17 protein-coding genes and 1 pseudogene are annotated in these 19007 nt (G+C 69.3%); 8 read left to right on the forward strand and 10 right to left on the reverse strand.

Going from position 1 to position 19007, the window contains the following annotated elements; translation table 11 throughout:
• Nucleotides 1-241: 241 nt before the first annotated feature.
• From JW364_RS18815 to JW364_RS18825, 3 genes are all read right to left on the reverse strand, one after another.
• A complete protein-coding gene (locus tag JW364_RS18815; protein ID WP_065632270.1) occupies nt 242-670 on the reverse strand; it encodes an SRPBCC family protein in 429 nt (142 codons plus the stop codon).
• Between the two features lie 155 nt (nt 671-825).
• Nucleotides 826-2115, reverse strand: coding sequence for an HRDC domain-containing protein (locus tag JW364_RS18820; RefSeq protein WP_159370692.1), 1290 nt, complete (start codon nt 2113-2115; stop codon nt 826-828).
• On the reverse strand, nt 2112-2738 hold the full coding sequence (locus JW364_RS18825) for a DUF3000 domain-containing protein (protein WP_058250234.1): 627 nt from the start codon (nt 2736-2738) through the stop codon (nt 2112-2114). Before JW364_RS18825 ends, JW364_RS18820 begins: the two co-directional genes overlap by 4 nt.
• 93 nt (nt 2739-2831) lie before the next feature.
• Here JW364_RS18825 and hemE point away from each other — a divergent pair, with 93 nt between their 5' ends.
• The 3 genes from hemE to hemQ are packed head-to-tail and all read left to right on the forward strand — an operon-like array spanning nt 2832 to nt 6055.
• Nucleotides 2832-3896 (forward strand): uroporphyrinogen decarboxylase, encoded by a 1065-nt coding sequence (gene hemE / locus JW364_RS18830; RefSeq protein ID WP_205334120.1) that lies wholly within the window; start codon nt 2832-2834, stop codon nt 3894-3896.
• Nucleotides 3896-5302 carry an FAD-dependent oxidoreductase gene (locus tag JW364_RS18835; RefSeq protein ID WP_205334119.1) on the forward strand — a complete coding sequence of 469 codons (1407 nt, stop codon included), beginning with the start codon at nt 3896-3898 and terminating at the stop codon, nt 5300-5302. Before hemE ends, JW364_RS18835 begins: the two co-directional genes overlap by 1 nt.
• A gap of 57 nt (nt 5303-5359) precedes the next feature.
• On the forward strand, nt 5360-6055 hold the full coding sequence (gene hemQ, locus JW364_RS18840; RefSeq protein ID WP_058250316.1) for a hydrogen peroxide-dependent heme synthase: 696 nt from the start codon (nt 5360-5362) through the stop codon (nt 6053-6055).
• 21 nt (nt 6056-6076) lie between these two features.
• On the opposite strand, the gene msrB is transcribed toward hemQ, so the two are convergent.
• From msrB to JW364_RS18860, 4 genes are all read right to left on the reverse strand, one after another.
• Nucleotides 6077-6508 carry a peptide-methionine (R)-S-oxide reductase MsrB gene (msrB, locus tag JW364_RS18845; RefSeq protein WP_058250317.1) on the reverse strand — a complete coding sequence of 144 codons (432 nt, stop codon included), beginning with the start codon at nt 6506-6508 and terminating at the stop codon, nt 6077-6079.
• 37 nt (nt 6509-6545) lie between these two features.
• Nucleotides 6546-7832 (reverse strand): glycosyltransferase family 87 protein, encoded by a 1287-nt coding sequence (locus JW364_RS18850; protein ID WP_205334118.1) that lies wholly within the window; start codon nt 7830-7832, stop codon nt 6546-6548.
• Between the two features lie 58 nt (nt 7833-7890).
• Complete coding sequence (locus tag JW364_RS18855) at nt 7891-9501, reverse strand: alpha/beta fold hydrolase (protein WP_240199312.1); 1611 nt, start codon at nt 9499-9501, stop codon at nt 7891-7893.
• Between the two features lie 78 nt (nt 9502-9579).
• Nucleotides 9580-10365 carry a pyrimidine reductase family protein gene (locus JW364_RS18860; RefSeq protein WP_205334117.1) on the reverse strand — a complete coding sequence of 262 codons (786 nt, stop codon included), beginning with the start codon at nt 10363-10365 and terminating at the stop codon, nt 9580-9582.
• A gap of 35 nt (nt 10366-10400) precedes the next feature.
• Here JW364_RS18860 and zapE point away from each other — a divergent pair, with 35 nt between their 5' ends.
• Complete coding sequence (zapE, locus tag JW364_RS18865) at nt 10401-11414, forward strand: cell division protein ZapE (protein WP_159370698.1); 1014 nt, start codon at nt 10401-10403, stop codon at nt 11412-11414.
• A gap of 105 nt (nt 11415-11519) precedes the next feature.
• Here the strand turns inward: zapE and JW364_RS18870 are convergent, their stop codons facing one another.
• From JW364_RS18870 to JW364_RS18880, 3 genes are read right to left on the reverse strand one after another with little or no spacing between them, the layout of a single operon-like run.
• Nucleotides 11520-12095 (reverse strand): N-acetyltransferase, encoded by a 576-nt coding sequence (locus JW364_RS18870; RefSeq protein WP_205334116.1) that lies wholly within the window; start codon nt 12093-12095, stop codon nt 11520-11522.
• Nucleotides 12092-12910, reverse strand: coding sequence for a sulfurtransferase (locus JW364_RS18875; RefSeq protein ID WP_205334115.1), 819 nt, complete (start codon nt 12908-12910; stop codon nt 12092-12094). The genes JW364_RS18870 and JW364_RS18875 overlap by 4 nt, the downstream gene beginning before the upstream one ends.
• Nucleotides 12911-12929: 19 nt before the next feature.
• The gene (locus JW364_RS18880; protein WP_068969818.1) at nt 12930-14876 is read right to left on the reverse strand and encodes an NAD(P)/FAD-dependent oxidoreductase; all 1947 of its coding nucleotides are present in this window, start codon (nt 14874-14876) and stop codon (nt 12930-12932) included.
• A gap of 138 nt (nt 14877-15014) precedes the next feature.
• On the opposite strand from JW364_RS18880, the gene JW364_RS18885 reads away from it, so the two are divergent.
• From JW364_RS18885 to JW364_RS18900, 4 genes and pseudogenes are all read left to right on the forward strand, one after another.
• Entirely contained in the window at nt 15015-15653 is a 639-nt protein-coding gene (locus JW364_RS18885) for a nitroreductase family protein (protein WP_068969817.1), read from the forward strand.
• A pseudogene (locus tag JW364_RS18890) lies at nt 15650-17259 on the forward strand (class I adenylate-forming enzyme family protein). The gene JW364_RS18885 and the pseudogene JW364_RS18890 overlap by 4 nt, the downstream one beginning before the upstream one ends.
• Complete coding sequence (locus JW364_RS18895; protein WP_065632091.1) at nt 17240-17884, forward strand: TetR/AcrR family transcriptional regulator; 645 nt, start codon at nt 17240-17242, stop codon at nt 17882-17884. Before JW364_RS18890 ends, JW364_RS18895 begins: the two are co-directional and overlap by 20 nt.
• Nucleotides 17881-18975 (forward strand): CaiB/BaiF CoA-transferase family protein, encoded by a 1095-nt coding sequence (locus JW364_RS18900; protein WP_068969816.1) that lies wholly within the window; start codon nt 17881-17883, stop codon nt 18973-18975. The genes JW364_RS18895 and JW364_RS18900 overlap by 4 nt, the downstream gene beginning before the upstream one ends.
• Nucleotides 18976-19007: the final 32 nt, after the last annotated feature.

Genomic DNA, 19007 nt, shown 5'->3' on the forward strand with positions numbered 1-19007 from the left:
TTCCGCCGAACACAAAACGAAGAAAGACATCCTCCGCTGCCTCAAGCGCTACATCGCCCGCGAAGTGTTCCGCGACCTCACCACTGACCTCGGAGCACTTGACAAGCTATAGGACCCTCTCGTCGCTGGCGCTCCTCGCACCGCAGGGAGCGGAGGGAGGGGGTCGCTTGCACCCCACAGACCAGCGGTTTGGTGGTTCCTCGGATTAGGGTGCAGAGGGGTCAGGTCGGCCCCGATCGACTCAGCGCAGTGTCGCCAGGTTCGAGATCGACTTGTGCACATCGGATTCCAGGATCTTGGCGACGAGCCTGCCGACCGAGCCGTTGAGCAGACCGCCGGACAACTCGGCCGACAGGTCGAAGTGGGAGCCGTCGGCGATCTCGTCGACCTTCATCGCCAGATCGATGTCTACCCCGCCGCGGCCGGTTCCCGAGAGCGCGATGAGCCGCGGCTCGTCGTAGTCGGTGACGGTCCAATGGATCACGTTGCGGAAGCCCTTGACCTTGATGAGGGAGGAGATGGTGGTGCCCTCGGCGATCGTGTCAGGGACCGGCGAGCGCCACCCGCCGAAGATGGTCATCCACTCGTCGAAGCGCGAGAGGTTGCTGGCGAGCGCCCATGCTGCGCTCGGTTCGAGGTCGGAGTCGATGCCGACGGAGACTGTGGCCACGGATCTGCTCCCATCGCGGAAGGTGGTGTGCTCACCGGAGGTGACTTCCCGGTGGCTCGCGTACTCGGGTGATGGCATTCGGGTCGTGACCCCCGAATGTACGCGAAGGTCGGCGCCACAGCGCGATGGCCGGGGGTCTCGTCGGGCTTGGCGATCTACTCGGCGGCCGCCGTCGGCCCAGGTCGGGCGGCGTCGAGGAGGGCCTCGGTCAGGGCCTCCACACAGAGCGCCCGCTGCCATGTGCGGGCGCCGGCGGCGGCCAGATGTGCATCGAGCGCCTCGGTCGTGATCGGTTCCGGCAACCCGTCCCAGCACAGCTGTCGCACCACATCGGGTGCGAGGAGGTTCTCCACCGGCAGGGTGTGATCTTCGGCGATCTGTTTGAGCACCGGCCGGACCGCCTGCAGCCGCGCCGCGGCCTCCGGATTGCGCTGATCCCACCGGCTGACCGGGGGCAGACCCGGCCCGGTCGACTTCCGCGAGGGCAGCTTGCTGTCGGGGATCTCGCGCGCCCGCTGCAGCGCGGACATCCAGATCCCGGCCTGACGGCGCTGACGCGGGCCGCCGAAGACCGGCAGCTTGGTGAGTTCGGCGATGGACTGGGGGTTCACGGTCGCGGCGTTGACGATGGCCGTGTCGGGCAGGACACGTCCGGGCGCGACATCCCGACGCTGCGCCAGTTCCTCACGCGCGGTCCACAATTCGCGGACCGCGGCGAGGGCGCGGGTGGATTTGACGGTGTGCACGTTCGACGTCTTGCGCCACCGGTCGGTGCGCGGCGGTGCCGGTGGCCGACCCAGGACGTAAGCGAATTCCTCTCGCGCCCAGCCGTCCTTGCCCGCTTCCGCGAGTGCGGCGTCCATGGCGTCGCGCAGTTCGACGAGGACCTCGACGTCGAGCGCGGCATAGTTCAGCCACTCGTCGGGCAGCGGGCGGCGCGACCAGTCGGCGGCGCCGTGTCCCTTGAGGAGTCCCAGCCCGAGGAACTCCGCCACCATCGCGGCGAGGTTGACCTTCGCCAGGCCCAGGAGGCGTCCGGCCAGCTCGGTGTCGTACAGCTCGACGCACTCGAAACCGAGTTCGCGAAGGCACGGGAGGTCCTGATCGGCCGCGTGCAGCACCCATTCCGGTCCGCGCATCGCGTCGATGACGGGCGCCAGCGCGCCGGGATCACCGATCGGGTCCAGCAGGAAGCTCCCTGATCCGCGTCGTTTGATCTGGATCAGATAGGCGCGTTGCGAGTACCGGTAGCCCGACGCGCGTTCGGTGTCGACGGCGATCGGCCCGTCGCCGGCGGCCAGAGCGGCTGCCGCGTCGGCGAATTCGCTGGCGGTCGCCAGTACCGGGGGCACGCCGTCGGCCGGCCGGAGCAGCGGGGTGACCTCCGGCGCGGGGTCCGGCTCGATCGGGTTCTCGGCCGCATCCCCGGGGGCGGAGTCGTTCACGTCGCGCCGAGTTCGGTGACCCCGACCGGCGGGAGGCCGGCGGCGGAGGCGAGGACGTCGCAGAACGCCTCGAGGTGGTTGTTCAGGCCGTCCGAACTCAGGGCGGTCCACGAGGCGCGCACCTCGAGCTGATGTGCGCGCGGAGGTCCGGCGATGTCGCCGTACCGGACCGACGTCGTGGAGGTGACGGTGCCGCCGAGCGCGGTCACCTCGACGCGGTGGGCGGAACCGTCGGGCGTGGCGGTCGCGCCCACCGGGACGCCGAGGGCGTCGCTGAGCCAGCTCCAGGCCACCTCGGGCAGCAGCGGATCCATGGCCAGGGCGGCCTCCACCTCCGCCTGGAGGAACGCGACGAGGCGCATGGTGCCGTTCCACGCGTCCTGTCCGGCGGGATCGAACAGCAGGATGAGGCGCCCGAAGGCGCTGCCCTGCGAATCCGTGGGCACCACGTCGAGGTCCTCGGGCGGGCGCACCTCGGCACCGACGGCGTAGCTGTACGGCGCCAGGCGCTGCGGCGGCCGGATCGGTCCGACCTCGATCTCGCGGCGCACCCGGGCAGCATGCAGCGACTCCACCGCCGCGCGGAAATCAGCAGGCTCGTCCGGAGCTCCCGAAGAGGTCACCGTTCGACCGTAGGGCTGGGGTGCCCGGCCACGGCGGAGGCGCGCCGAGGACCACCCGTGCGCAGATCGAGGGGCATGGCAGAGTAAGCGGTGATGTCGAACGCAACTGGTACCCGGGTCCATAGGTCGAACCTGCCGCTCGTCGCCGCGGCCACCGGCGCGACCCCGTCACGCCGTCCGGTGTGGTTCATGCGGCAAGCCGGTCGCTCGCTGCCCGAATACCGGGCCATCCGCGCCGATCACGGCATGCTGGAGTCCTGCTTCGACGCCGAACTGGTCTGCGAGATCACCATGCAGCCCGTCCGCCGGCACGACGTCGACGCGGCGATCCTGTTCTCCGACATCGTGGTGCCGCTCAAGGCCGCCGGCATCGACCTCGACATCGTCGCGGGCACCGGGCCGGTGATCGCCGAGCCGGTGCGCTCGCCCGACGCGGTGTCGCGCATCCCGCGGCTGGAACCGGCAGCGGTCGGCTCGATCGCGCGGGCCATCGAACTGCTGCTCGGCGAGCTGGGGGACCAGGCGGCGCTGATCGGCTTCGCCGGAGCGCCGTTCACCTTGGCCTCGTACCTCATCGAGGGCGGCCCGAGCCGCAACTACGAGCGGACCAAGGCGATGATGCACGGCGACCCGGAGACGTGGGCCGAGCTGATGGCGCGCCTCGCGGACATCACCATCGCGTTCCTGCGTGTCCAGCTGGAGGCCGGAGTCGACGCGATCCAGCTCTTCGACTCGTGGGCGGGCATGCTGTCGGCCGCCGACTACCAGCGTTTCGTCGCACCGCACAGCGCCCGTGTCCTGGCCGAGGTCGCCGGGTACGGCGTCCCGCGCATCCACTTCGGCGTCGGCACCGGTGAGCTGCTCGCCCCGATGGCGCATGTCGGTGCCGATGTCATCGGCGTCGACTGGCGTGTGCCGCTCGAGGAGGCCGTGCGCCGGGTGGGTCCGGGTAAGGCAGTGCAGGGCAACCTCGATCCGACACTGCTGTTCGCCGGCCCCGACGTCGTCGACGCCGAGGTCCGCCGGGTGGTCGCCGACGGCGACCGGGCGATCGCCGCCGGGGCGGTCGGGCACATCTTCAACCTCGGACACGGCGTGCTGCCCGGCACCGACCCGGACGTGCTGACCCGGGCCGTCGAAGTGATCCACAGCCTCTGATGTCCCCGCGGGTCCGGATCGCGATCGTCGGCGGCGGGATCTCCGGTCTGACCGCCGCCTACCGCCTTCGTCGTGCGCTCGGGCCCGACGCGCACCTCGACCTGCTCGAGGCCTCCGGACGGGTGGGCGGGGTCCTGCACACCACGACGGTCGGCGGTCGGGCCGTCGACGTCGGGGCCGAGGCGTTCATCGTCCGGCGACCCGAGGCGCTCGAACTCGTCACCGAACTGGGCCTCGCCGACCGGATCGTCTCGCCGACGCCGCGCCGTCCCGCGGTGTGGTCGGGTAAGCGGTTGCATCCGTTGCCCAGTCCGGCGCTGATGGGCATCCCGGCCGGACCGGCCGTCGTCGACGGTCTCGCCGACCCCGAGGACGTCGACCGCATGTCCGGTGAATCCGACCGTTCGATGCGGTGGGAAGCCGGGACCGATACGTCGGTCGGGCAGCTGGTCGCCGACCGGTTCGGGCCCTCGGTGGTGGCGCGCAGCGTCGACCCGATGCTCGGGGGTGTGTACTCCAGTCTCGCCGGCGACATCGGGGTCCGCGAGGCGCTACCGGCGCTGGCCACGCGCCTCGACGCGGGCGCGCCGTCGCTCACCGCTGCCGTCGGCGACCTCATCGCCGCGGGGGCCGGGGCCTCGGGGCCGGTCTTCGGCGCCCTCGTGGGCGGATACCAAGTCCTCCTCGACGCCCTGCGGGCCGCGGCCGGCGTCGAACCCGAGATCTCGTGTCCGGTCACCGATGTCACTCCGTCGGGGGCCGGGTGGGTGCTCGACTTCGGTACGGCTCGCGACCCGCGACCGTACGACACCGTGCTCCTGGCCGTGCCGGCCTGGGCGGCGGGGGAGCTCCTGGGTCGGTCCGCGCCGGACCTGTCCGCGCCGTTACGCGCGGTCCGGGGCGCCTCGTCGGTGGTGGTGTCGATCGCGCTCGCGCCGGGGACCGAGCTGCCCGATCACTCCGGTGTGCTGGTGGGGACCGGAGAAGGATTGCGCGCCAAGGCTTTCACGTTCAGCTCGCAGAAGTGGGCGCATCTGTCGGATGCGGACCGGCCGGTCTCGGTGCGGGCGTCGTTCGGGAGGTTCGGTGCGGTGGTACCGGATGAGACGACCGAACCCGGCGTCGACGACCGGCTGCGTCGTGAGGCACTCGAAGACCTCGACGAGGTGTGCCGCGCCGCCGGTGTCGCACCGGTGTCGTCGCGGGTCGTCGACGCATACGTCCAGCGTTGGGACGACGGACTGCCGGTGTATGCGCCCGGGCACCTCGCCGCGATGTCGCAGGTGCTGGCCGCGCGGCCGTCGCGTCTGGCCTTGGCCGGGTCGTCGTATGCCGGGGTCGGGGTGCCGGCCTGTATCGGTCGGGCCGGTCGCGCGGCGGCCGAACTGCTGGCAGATCTGACGTGACCCGACTCCGCTGACCTGCCTGGTCGCCGGGTGGGCGCCGGTGGCACGATGGCATCCATGAGCCGCTTGGATTACGCAGAACTCAACTCGACGATCCGCTACCTGATGTTCTCGGTGTTCGCGGTCCGCCCAGGTGAACTGGGTGCTGATCGCGATCAGGCCAAATCCGACGCCGCGGACTTCTTCAAGTCCCTCGAGGACACCGGCGTCGTCGTCCGCGGTGTCTACGACGTGTCGGGTCTGCGCGCCGACGCCGACTTCATGATCTGGTGGCACGCCGAGGACGTCGAGCCGATCCAGGCCGCCTACGCGAAGTTCCGCCGCGAGACCGTTCTGGGACGGGCGTGCAACGCGGTGTGGAGCAACGTCGCGCTGCACCGGCCCGCCGAGTTCAACAAGAGCCACATCCCGGCGTTCCTCGCGGGCGAGGACCCCGGCAACTACATCTGCGTGTACCCGTTCGTGCGGTCCTATGAGTGGTACCTGCTGCCCGACGAGGAGCGGCGCAAGATGCTCGCCGACCACGGGAAGGCAGCGCGTGCGTACAAGGACGTCCGCGCCAACACGGTGTCGTCGTTCGCGCTGGGCGACTACGAGTGGCTGCTGGCCTTCGAGGCGCCGGAGCTGCACCGCATCGTCGATCTCATGCGTGATCTGCGCGCCACGGAGGCGCGGATGCACGTGCGCGAGGAGACCCCGTTCTTCACCGGACCGCGGGTCGAGGTGCCGGCGCTGATCGACGCCCTGCCCTGAGCCGCGCCGAGGGACCGGCTGCTACTCGGCCGGTTCCAGCGTCAGGCTGATGGAGTTGATGCAGTAGCGCAGGTCGGTGGGGGTGTCGTAGCCCTCACCGGCGAAGACGTGGCCGAGGTGGCTCTTGCAGTTCGCGCAGAGCACCTCGACGCGCCGCATGCCCAACGAGTTGTCCTCGACCTCGATGATCTTGTCGCCGGCGAGCGGGGAGAAGAACGACGGCCAGCCGCAGTGCGATTCGAACTTCTGCTCGCTGCGGAACAGCTCGGTGTTGCAGGCGCGGCACCGGTAGATGCCGACGGTCTTGGTGTCGGTGTATTCACCGGTGAACGGCGCCTCGGTGCCCGCCTGGCGGAGGACACGGTACTCGGCCGGCGTCAGGCGCTGGCGCCATTGCTCATCGGTGAGTTCGGCGAGATTCTCGGCGTCGGTCGACGGGGTGCTGTCGGTCATGTCCTCCACGGTAGCGCGCCCGGCAGGATCGACTGTGTCAGCGCTGTTTCGACAGGCCTACGGTCTCGTTCTCGGTGGCACCGGTCTCGGCGGCGGGGATGCGTGGCGCGTCGGCGTCCGAGCGGACCGGCGGCACCATGCCGGCCACCCCGTCGGACCGCATGTCGAGGTAGCGGAACAGCAGCGAGCAGAACACCGCGATCATCAGGAGTGACCAACCCCAGGTGACCTTGTTGTACTCGACCATCCATCCGAACGCCGTCCAGCGGTCGGAGTAGAAGCCGTCGAAGGTCATGCACCCGTAGACACCGAGCCAGGCGGGCCAGTTGCGCATCGGCGAGCCGGGCAGGAGCACCGTCATCAGGAGCGGGAACAGGAGCATCGAGTAGTAGCCCTGTCCGAGTGAACCGACGAGGAAGGTCGTGCACAGCAGGACTCCCGACGACGTCGCGAGCCACAGCAACTCGTTGGTCTTGCGGTAGTAGCGGTACAGGAACCACAGCGAGAACGCGGCCATCGCGACGAAGGCGACGCGGAGCAGTAGTACCAGCCAGGGTGCGACGCCGAAGTATGCGCCGTTGCCGGCGATCGAGCTGTTGTAGTAGTCGCGCGCCTCGCCGAGGTACGGGACGGTCCGGCTGATGAAGTCGTTCGCGTCGACCGACAGGGGCCAGGCGACGATCGTCAGGACGACCGGAACCACGATGGCGAGCGCGAACACCCGCCACTGCCGGTTGAGCAGCGGGAGCAGCATGAGCGGCGCCAGCACCGGTTTCACCGCGAGGGTGAGGCCCATCGGCACGCCCGCCCACCAGTCGTGCCGGTTGAGCATCAGCATCAGGAAGGCGAGGAGGCCGAGGAGCACGAACGAGTTGAAGTTCGTGAAGATCAGTGTGTGCGAGACGGTCTCGGTGCTGAAGAAGAAGAACAGGACCGTCGGCATGACCCACGAGTCGAGGGCGTAGCCGAACATCCGGGTGAGCAGGTAGGCGCAGATGAGAAGCGCGATGACGCTGACGGCGATGAAGGCCCAGCGGGCGCGCTCGTAGTCGATGATCGCCACGGGCGCCATCAGCAGGGTGCCCGACGGCGGGTAGAGGTAGTGCGGGTCGACGGTGGCGTAGTTCTCGCCGTAGACCGGCAGGTTGTTCAGGAAGTTGTAGGCGGCGGCGTACACCGGCTTGAAGTCGTCGGTGCGGTCACCGTTGACACCCAGGAACACCGAGCGGTGCACGACCATGAGCAGGCTGATCGGCCACAGGACCATCGGGATGATCCGTTGAGCACTCATCGGGGGATAGAGATACCTGTCGAGATTGGCCACCCGCGAACCGTACTACGCGCGCCGCCGAGCTCAGAACCGTGCGGCGTGGTCCGGGGACTCAGGTGGGGCAGCCCCGCTGGGTCGGACCCTGCAGCGGCGCCCGATCGACGTACTCCGCGACGACCCCGGCGGCGCACGCACTGCGTCCCAGGACCGAATAGCCCAGGCCGTCCCAGGTGACGGTCACCGGTTCGGCCTCGGCGTTCATGAACAGCGGCACGAGAGCATTGGCTCCCTCGCCACCGTTGATCGGGTCGCGCGTCCCGTTGAGGATCAACGGGTCGGCGGGCAGCGACGTGGGTGGCCGGACCGGATTGCCCGACGCCCAGCCGTTGCACCGAACGAGTGACAGCGCACTGTTCGCGCCGGTGAGGGGGTTCTGCTTGGACCACGCGTCCACCAGACCCGGCACCTCGTTCTGTCCGACCGGGCCGGTCACATCGTTGCAGCGGGACACCAGGGCGCCGTCGGGGAGCCGCAGGGTCGCGGCGCGATCGGCGAGCCGGACCAGCGCCGCGGTCTGGCCGCGGTCGGCAGCTGCGATGGCATCTGCGAGGTCGAGCAACGATTGCGGGCGGTCCGGCGCCAGGGCCAGGGTCGTGGTGATCGCCTCGAGCGCGGCCGTGTCGGAGAGCGACTCGAGGTCGCCCGCCCGTGCCTTGCCCAGCATGCGGGTCATCGTCGCGACCCCGTTGGACCCGAGCGCGCAGCCCGGTAACGCCGAGCACCGCTGTGCGAAGCCCTGGAGCGCCACCTGGACGCCCCGCGCCTGGGACTGTGCGCGATCCCGGGCGTTCGCGCCGAACGGGGTCGGGGTGTCGAGGATGATCCGCCCGGCACGTCCGCCGTACAGGGACGCGTAGGTGAGCACGACGTCGGAACCCTCACCGGTGCCGATGAGCCCCAGATGTTCGACGCCCCAGCGCTGCCGCAGGGACTCGAGGTCCGCGGCGGCGTTCGCGGCCCCGAAACTCAGTTGGTAGGGGGTGAGCGTCTCCGTGCACCCGTCCGAGGCCGATGACGCGGCCGTGGACAGGCGCGAGATCCGCGCGTCCGTCGTCGTGGCGCGGTCGACGAGGCCGTTGTTGGCGATCGTCGTGCGTTCCAGTCGGGTCATGCAGTCGATGTCGCTGCTGAGAGGGATGCCGCGGTGGTCGACCGCGACCACGGGGTGCGAGGAGAGGAACGCCCGGCCCGGGCCGGCGGTCATCACCATCAGCGTCCGCGACGACGGCAGATCGGAACCGGAGGTGAGGACGAGCGGCGCGGCGTCGGGTGGGGTGTCCGCGATCCGGGCGCGCGTCACCGCGATCGACACGACCTCGCCGTCGGGCTGGTCGCGGTCGATGGGCGAGTCGTATTCGGCGCATTCGATCGTCACGCTTTCCGGACGGGGCACCCCGTATCGTTCGCTCGTCTCGGCGGCGCACTCGCTCCACTCGAGATCGGTCTTCGGTACCGCGAGCGCGGGGGCGGGGGGAGCGGTCGACGACGACGGTGCCGGTCCCTCCTGACCGCCGCCGCCCGGGATCAGGTCGGGGCCACGGTCGGGACCGACGGCACAAGAGGACAGGACGATCGCCGCGATCACGCCGGCGACCACACCCGCGAGAGCCCTCGGGCGGGAGTTCGGTGCTGCGCCGACGGCCGGGGTGTGCGCTCTTGGCATGTCCGCGAGCGTAGTCAACGAATCCGCGAGGACGCTCGAGCCGGGTGTCGGTTGAGTCCCGGACCGGGAGCGGACAGCTCACCGGGTGGACGGGCGGCCGTCGCGGACCCAGCGGGTGAACACGAACCCGTCGTCATCGGTCATGATCGACGCCGGGTGCAGTGCGCGCAGGACCGCCGCCCCCTCGTCGGTGACCGCGATGCGGCCGGCGATCCCGCCGACGAGGTGCGGGCTCGTGGTCAGACACAGCTCGTCCACGGCATCGGCTGCCACGAGCGAACCGAGCAGACTCGGACCGCCCTCGCAGAGCACCCGGGACCATCCGCGAACACCGCAGTGCTCCAGGATGGCCGGGGTCGACACGGCGTCGTCGCCGCAGTCCACCAGCGTCGCGCCGGCATCGAGCAGAGCCCGCCGGCGATCGGCGGGCGCGTTCGAACAGGTGAGGACGACGGTGTTCTCGTGGGACACGGGCTCGAAGTCGGGCGGTATCGACAGCGACCGGGACACGAGCGCGAGTGCCGGGGCGGGCGCCTGCCCCTGCGATCGCCGGACTGCGGCGAGGGCGTCGTCGGGTGCGGGTTGCCCATATCCCTCGGTGGTCGCCGTGCCCGCACCCACGAGGACGACGTCGGCGAGCCCTCGCAGCACGCGGAACACGGCTTTGTCGCCGGGACCGCCGAGACCGCCGGACTTGCCGTCGACGGTGACCGCACCGTCGATCGACGACACCATGTTCGCCCGCACGAACGGCGTGCCGTCGTCCGGATCCGTGGACGATCGAGGAGGGTAGGAGTAGAGCTCGGCCAGCCGGACCAGCTCGTCCTCGGATGTGACCTGGGTCGCTTTCTGCAGGTGGAACATGCGTTCATCATTCCGCGCCTGGCTACTCTCCACACATGGTGGCCCGACTCTGCGATCGCAACCCTGCGACCTCGCCCGACGCACTCATCGACGAGATGGTGCCCCCGTCGACCTTCGACGACGTGAGCTTCGACTCCTACATCCCCGACCCCAACGAGCCGTCGCAGGCCGAGGCGGTGGCCAAGGCGCGCGACTTCGTGGCGCGGGCGTCGAAGGCGCGCTCGGGCAAGAAGGGCCTGTTCTCCCGGAAGGCGCCGTCCCAGGGCGTCGGTCTGTATCTCGACGGCGGCTTCGGCGTCGGCAAGACCCACCTGCTGGCGTCGATCTACCACTCGATGCCCGCACCGAAGTCGTTCGCCACGTTCGTCGAGGTCACACACGTGGTCGGCGCGCTGGGCTTCGTGAATGCCGTCGAGCGGCTCTCGCAGCACACGGTGCTGTGTATCGACGAGTTCGAGCTCGACGACCCGGGCGACACGATGCTCGTCTCCCGGCTGCTGACCGAACTCACCGCCAAGGGCGTGTCGATCGTCGCCACCTCCAACACGCTCCCCGGCCAGCTGGGCGAGGGCCGGTTCGCCGCCCAGGACTTCCTACGGGAGATCCGCAAGCTGTCCTCGGTGTTCGAGACGATCCGCGTCGACGGTCCCGATTATCGTCACCGCGATCTGCCGCCGGCGCCGGAGCCGCGCAGCGAGTCCGAACTGACCGAGATCGCCGAGTCCACCGACGGCGCGACCCTCGACGACTTCGACGCACTGTGCGACCACCTCAGCACCCTGCACCCGTCGAAGTACAAGGACCTCGTCGACGGCGTCTCCCTGGTCTGCATCTCTGGGGTGCACCCGGCCGAGGACCAGTCGGTCGCCCTGCGCCTGGTGGTGCTCGCCGACCGTCTCTACGACGCCCACATCCCGGTGACCGTCTCGGGCGCGAAGCTCGACGAGATCTTCACCGAGGAGATGCTGGCCGGCGGTTACCGCAAGAAGTACCTACGCGCCACGTCGCGCCTGCTGGCTCTCTCGCGGTTCGCGGAGTCGGCGGCCTGATCTCCGTACAAACCCACCTCTTCTCCGTAAACCCACCCGATCCGAGCGCGGTGGGTTTACCGAAAAGGGGTGGGTTTGCGGGTGGGCGCGACTGAGCCCGAAGGCTCACAGCCGCTGCGTGAACACGTAGTCGTGCTCGATGCTGTCACCGAGGGTGAAGGTCTTCGCGCCGGCGCGTTCGAAACCCATCTTCGTGTAGAACCGCTGGGCCCGGACGTTGAGCTGGTTCACGCCCAACCACACCAGAGCGCTGCCGTGCGACCGTGCGCGATCGAGCGCGGCACCCATGAGCAGGTGCGACGGAGTCGCGCCCTGCCGCGAATGATGGTCGCGCAGCACATACATCTTCGAGATCTCGCTCACCGGACGCTCGGTCACGACCGCACACACGTCGGGGTGCCTTGGGTCGCCATGCAGCACCAGCGCGTAGCCGAGGATCGGTCCGCCGACACCGTCGCGCGCGACCAGGACATCGGCAGTCGGATCGGCGATATGATCACGAAAGCTGTTCTCCCGCAGGTTGTCGGCGACGAAGTTCTCGATGTCGGCCGGTGCAGCGTGCGGCGGGCACGCGAGCGGGAACGTGACGGCGGCGACCTCGGCTACTCCCGCCGCCGCTGCGGGGTCGGTCACGACCTCCACGGTGACATCGGCGAGGTCGGCGGCACCGGGGTCGGTCACGACAGCGGACGAGCCGGATCGGCGGTCCAGGCGTTCATCGATCCGTCGTAGACCGCGACGTCGTCGCGTCCGAGGCTGTGCAGCGCGAAAGCCGCTGCGGTGGCGGCGATCCCGCCGCCACAGTAGGTGACCGGGCGTACCGACGGATCGAGGGCGCCGACGTCTGCGAACAGTGCGCGCAGCTCCTCGAGCGGCCGGAGTCGCCCCGCGTCGTCGACCAGTTCGGCGAACGGCACGTTGACACTGCCGGGAATGTGGCCGCCCGCGAACGACTCCCGGTCGAGCGCGTTGACCAGCAGGACGGAGGACTCGCCGGTGGCGGCGGCGACCTCGTCGGTGGAGACGATCCGCTGGGGCCGGCGGCGCGGGGTGAACGATGCCGCGGTGGTCGTCACCTCGCCGGTCTCGACCGGGAGGCCGGCCGCGGTCCAGGCGCCGTACCCGCCGTCGAGGACGAGTACGTCGTCGAAGCCCTCGAGTCCGAACTGCCACCACAGTCGCGTGGCCCAGATGCCGTTGGCGGTGTCGTACACGACGACGGTGGAGTCGTCGCCGATGCCGAGGCGGCCGACCGCATCGGCGAAACGCGCGGAGTCTGCTGCGGCGAACGGTGCCTCGCCGTCGGGGTCGCTGAGGTCGGTGATCTGATCGGCGAACACCGCGCCGGGCAGGTGCCCGGCCAGATAGGTCTCCCGACCGGAGGCGACGTGTGCGCCGTCGGCATCGAAGGTCAGATGGACGGTGGCGTCGACGATGCGGAGGTTCTCCTCGCCGAGGCGGGCGGCGAGATCGGTGGCGGAGATGAGGGGCGTCATGACAGCCACGGTAGTCCCGTCAGTCGACGAGGGGTTCGGCGACGAAATCGTCGAGGTCGACACTGCGCGTCCGCGCCCAGTAGTCGACGATCCGCCATGGCAGGACGGCGACGACGCGTCCGTCGGGGTTGCGATACCAGTTGGTCATCGCCGGATGCGTCCACACCATCTGCGCGTGGGCGCGGTCGACGGCGTCGTTGTATTCCTCGGTGACGTCACGTCGGACTTCCAGTACGCCCAGCCGGTTCTCGATCATCGCGCGGAGAGCGTCGCAGACATAGCGCACCTGGTATTCGAGGATGCTGATGAAGCTGCCGCCGTGTCCCAGTGCGGTGTTCGGCCCGGTGAGGATGAACAGGTTGGGGAAGTCGGGTGCGGTGATCCCCAGGTAGGCGTACGCGTCGTGATCACCCCACGCGTCGACGGTGTTCTGCCCGCTGCGTCCGACGATGTCCATGGGGTAGAGGTAGCGGTCGCTGTGGAATCCGGTGGCGAAGACGATGATGTCGAAGTCGTGGGCGGTGCCGGTGCCGTCGACGAGTCCATCGGAGGTGACCCGTTCGACGCCGTGTGGAACCAGCTCGACGTTCGGCCGGCGCAACATGCGAAACCAGCCGTTGTCCAACAGCATCCGCTTGCCGAAGGGCGGGTAGTCGGGAGTCGACAGGTCGATGAGGTCGTCGCGGTCACCCAGTTCGCTGCGCAGGTAGCGCAGGTAGAACTCGCGGTGACCGTGATTGACGGCGTTGATCGACGCGGTCGGCTCGGGCCAGTCCGGGTCGATGCGCAGGGTCGAGTGGACCTTGTCGTTGAAGATCCACGACAGTCGTGCGCGGTACCACTCCCGGTACCCGGGGAGGTTGTCCATCAGCCAGTGCACGTCGTCGCCGACCGGGGCGAAGTAGTCATCGTTCGGCGCGATCCACTGCGGCGAGCGCTGGAAGATCGTCAGCGATCCGACCCGATCGGCGATGGCCGGCCCGATCTGCATCGCGCTGGCACCGGATCCGACGATGGCGACCCGTTTGCCGGTGAGCGCGCCGGGCCCGTCGAGTTCGTCCGGCCATTGTGCGGAATGGAAGATCGGACCGGTGAAGTCGTCCATCCCCGGAAGTTCGGGAAGCTTCGGGCGGTTGAGGAGACCGACTGCGCTGATGAGGATCCGGGCGGTCAGGGTGTCCTGGTGGCCCTCGCGGTTACGGACGTGGACCGTCCAGCGCTGGGTCTCGGCGTCGTAGGCGGCCGAGAGGACCTCGGTGCCGAAGCGGACGCGATCGCGCACCGCGTGCCGGTCGGCGAAGGCCTGTAGGTAGCCCTGCACCTCGTCGCGCTTGCCGAAGTGCGTGGACCACGGGTGGTCGAAGGACGAGATCGAGTACAGGTAGCTCGGCGTGTCCACGCCGGCGCCGGGGTACCGGTTCTCGTACCACGAGCCGCCGACCTCGTCGTTCTTCTCCAGCACGGTGTGCTCGACGCCGGCTCCGGCGAGTTGCGTGGAGATCAGCATGCCGGCCACACCGGCGCCGATGACCAGCGCGTCCATCGACGTGGCGAGATCATCGGGCAACGCCGGCAGATGCATATCCCGGAGGTCGCCACGGACGATCTCGGTCATCATCGGCGCGAATTCCGGGGCCACCTGCTCGCCCGCCGTGAACGACATCAACGATGCGACGAGTGCCTCGTCGGCCGGCTTCCGCGCAGGCCGGCCACGGTCGTACCAGTCCTCGAGGGCGTCGACGACCGCCGCGCGGATCTCCTGCTGGACGTCCTCTCCGAGCCCGCCCGAGGAGTTGTCGTCCATGCCTCGGCTCCGCGTCGGGCGGAATCGATCGGCCATCCACCGGTGGTCACCCGTCATCTCCACGAGGACCGCGAGCAGGGTCGGGATGTTGCCCGCCGCCACGAATGCCCGGATCTCCGCTGTGGTCGGGCGCGTCTCCGGACGCAGCGAAACAGATGTCATAACCAAAACTAACCACTGTTAGTAGTGCGACGTCAACACCGCCTTCAACTCCGTCTGACGGCTCTTGACGACCAAAGCCGGCTGTGCCACTGTGTCCTCAGTCATACTAACAACGGTTAGTGAGCACGGAGGATTGACATGGATCTCAGCGAGGCAATGCGCACGACGGGCACCTGCCGCTACTTCAGCGACCGCCCGGTGGAGGACGAGGTGCTGTACCGGGCGTTCGACGACGCGCGATTCGGCCCGCAGGGCGGCAACCGCCAGCCCGTCCGTTGGGTCGTCGTCCGCGACGAGGTGACCAAGAAGGCTCTCGCCGACCTGTACCTGCCGTTCTGGGAGGGCTACTACGCCGCGGTCGTCGAGGGGTCGAAGAAGGTCGGCGCCATCCCCAAGACCGTGGAGAGCGCCAACTATTTCGCGCACCACCTCGCCGAGGTGCCCGCCCTGATCGTGGTGTGCGCCCAGATGGACGGACTGCACCCGACCGACCACGAACTGGGCAGGCTCAGCGTCGTCGGCGGGGCGTCGATCTATCCGAGCGTCCAGAACCTCACCCTTGCGCTCCGGCAGCAAGGCGTGGCCACTGCGCTGACGACCCTGCTCTGCGCCGCCGAGAACGAGGTGAAGAACCTCCTCGGCATCCCCGAGGGTTATCTCACCGCCGCCCACATCGCCGTCGGCTATCCGCGTGACGACTTCCCCCGCAAGCTGTCCCGGACCCCGGTCGAGGAGATCGCCTTCCTCGACCGCTTCGACAACCGGATGTTCGCGTGAGCGCCCCCGCCGTGAACCCCTCGACGCGCGCCCTGTCTCCCGCTCAGACCTCGATGCTGGGCCGGGCCACCATCGGTGACCAGCTGCGTCGCCTGGCCCGGTCCCAGGGTTCGACCCCGGCGATCGTGGCCTACGACGCGGAAGGCGGACGTACGTCGACGTCGTACGCGGAGCTGAACACGATGGCCAACCGGGTCGCCCATGTGCTGCTCGACCTCGGCGTCGGGCGCGGGGATCGCGTTGCGGTGATGAGTCGTAACCGGGTCGAGACGGTCGCCACCTACTACGGCGCCCTCAAGGTCGGTGCCGCGTATTCCGGCGTCAGTCCCATGTTCCGGGAGGGCGAGGTCGCCCAGCAGCTCCGGCACCTGGAACCGACGGTGCTCGTCGTCGAGCAGCCGCTGTCCGCGTTGGCCGGCCCCATCGCCGACAGTCTCGGCATCTCGGTTCTCGTCGTCGGCGACGACGAGGCGAACTCGTGGAACTCGTTCGACGAGTCCGTCGCGGCGGCTGACGATTCCGAACCCGACTGCGAGGTCGACAACACGATCTCGCGATGATCGTCTACACCAGCGGCACCGAGTCGACGCCGAAGGGCGTCGAGATCGCCCATCGGAACTACCTCATCTCCACCTCGCCGGCGTACACGTGGGGGCTGCGCTGCCGCAACGACGACGTGTGGCTCTACGTGATGCCGTTCCACACGATCGCCGGGATCGGCTCGCTGACCTCGTTGACGCTGCTGGGCGCCACCCTGGTGCTGCCGGCCGCGGTCGACCCGGCGACGGCGTTGCGGATGATCCGCGACGAGAAGATCTCGGTGCTGGCCCAGACGCCGACCTTCTTCATCGCGCTCGCCAACCACCCGGACTTCGGGGCCGACACCGTCGGTTCGGTGCGCCGCTGCCTGACCTACGGCGGTCAGGTGTCGCCGCACGCGGTCGACGCGTGGGCCGCGGCGACCCCGGAATCGGTCTGGGGTACCTACTGGGGACAGTCCGAACTCACCCAGCTCGGCTCCGTCGGCTGGTTCCGGCGACTCGAGGACGTACCGGACCAGGACCCGACCTGGATCGGGAAGCCGGTCGGGCACCTGGAGGTCCGGGTCGTCGACGCCGACGGCAACGACGCCGAAGAGGGCGAACTGCTCTGCCGCACACCGTCGGTCATGCTCGGCTACCACAAGGACCCCAAGCGCACCGCTCAGGTCTTCGAGGGTGGCTGGGTGCACACCGGTGACATCGTGCGCATCGACGCCGACGGCAACCTGTTCTTCCGCGACCGGCGCAAGGACATGATCAAGACAGGCGGTTTCAACGTCGCGTCACAGGAGGTCGAGCGAGTTCTGCAGGCGCACCCCGACGTCGAGCGTGCCGCCGTCGTCGGGCTGCCCGACCCGTACTGGTCGGAGGCGGTCACCGGATTCGTGGTGCTCCGCGCCGGCGCGGAACACACCGGCGCGGACATCCGTGAGTACTGCCGAACCGACCTGGCATCGTACAAGGTGCCCAAGGAGGTCCACGTGGTCGACGCGTTGCCGACCGACGCCCAGGGCAAACTGCTCAAACGCGAGTTGAGGAAGGCCTATGGAACCGGTCAGGGCTGAGATCGACGCCGACGCTGCCACCGACGAAGACCGGACGCCGCCGGCGCGGCGGCCCCGCCGACGCCGCGACGAGATCGTCGAGGCCGCGGCCCGCTACTTCGCCGATCACGGCTACTCCAACGCGGGGATGCGTGACATCGCCCAGGCGGTCGGTATGCGGGGTGCGAGCCTCTACAACCACTTTCAGTCCAAGGAGGAGATCCTCTACGCCATCGCGCTGCGGATGACCGAGGATCCCCAGCAGGATCTGCTGCTGCTCGACGCCGAGGGCGGTCCCGTCGAACGGCTCACGAACCTGATCGAGGCCCACGTCCGGCGTCTGGCGCGGCACCGGGTGGAACACCTTGTCGCCCTTCGGGAATTGTCGGCGCTGACACCCGAGCACCGACGGGTGGTCACCGACTATCGGAAGTACTACCAGCGTCGAATTCGCGATGTGATCGCCGCCGGCGCCCGACTGGGGCTGTTCGAGGTCCGCGACCCACACCAGTCGGCGATCGCGGTGCTGGACCTGATGAACGGGATCAGCTGGTGGCTGAACGACTCTCACGATGTCGACCAGTTGGTCCGCGATTACGTCGACTTCACGATCGGTGGCGTTCTCCACCATCGTCCGACGTCGTGAGCGGACCACTCGCCGGCGTGCGGGTGGTCGAGATGCCCGGGCTCGGGCCGACCCCGCACGCCTGCATGCTGCTCGCCGATCTCGGCGCCGACGTCATCCGGATCCGGCGGCCCGGCCCGGATCTGCCCGGGCCCGACGGTATCCCGGATGCCGACGCCGGTCTGTACCGGTCGCGACGCACGGTCGACGCCGACGTCAAGGACCCCGACGACGTGGCCCGCATCCGTGAGCTGATCCGGCGCGCCGACATCGTCGTGGAGGGCTTCCGTCCGGGCGTGATGGAACGCCTCGGCCTGGGTCCCGAGATCTGCTCCGACGCACCGCAACTCATCTACGCGCGCATGACCGGGTGGGGTCAGGACGGGGATCGTGCCGCGAGCGCCGGACATGACATCAACTACCTGGCGGTCACCGGCGTGCTCGAGGCGATGGGTCCGGCCGGCGCCCCGCCGGTGCCGCCGCTCTCGCTCGTCGGCGACTTCGGCGGGGGATCGATGCTGCTCGTCGTCGGCGTGCTGGCCGCTCTGCACGACCGCACGCGCACCGGCCGAGGCCAGGTCATCGACGCCGCCATGGTCGACGGTGCCGGACTGCTCGGCGCGCTGCAGTGGTCGTGGAAGGCCGCCGGACGCTGGGGGTCTCGGGACCAGGGCAATCTCCTCGACGGCTCGGCGCCGTTCTACGCGACATATCGGTGCGCCGACGACAAGTTCGTCGCCGTCGGCGCGCTCGAGGAGAAGTTCTGGCGGAACCTGATCGACACCCTCGGCATCGGCGACCTGCCCGACCGGTGGGACCGGGCCTCGTGGCCGGTGATCAGCGCGGCATTGCACGCCCGCTTCGGGTCGCGTACGCGCGACGAATGGGGGAGTGTGTTCGATGGTGTGGACGCCTGTGTGACACCGGTTCTCGACTTCGACGAAGCCGCGGCAGACCCGGTCGCGGTGCAACGCGGTTCGTTCGTGCGCGTCGACGACGCGATCGCCCCCGCGCCGGCACCGCGGTTCTCCCGGACCGTACTGCCCGCGCCCTCGGGTCCGTCGGCGGCGTCGTTGGGGGAAATCGTCGACGAGTGGTCGGCGGGCAACTGAGACGCCGATGAGCCAACGAAAAACCCCCGGAT

It is taken from the genome of Gordonia sp. BP-119, from assembly GCF_016924115.1.
In the GTDB taxonomy this organism is placed as follows: domain Bacteria; phylum Actinomycetota; class Actinomycetes; order Mycobacteriales; family Mycobacteriaceae; genus Gordonia; species Gordonia hongkongensis.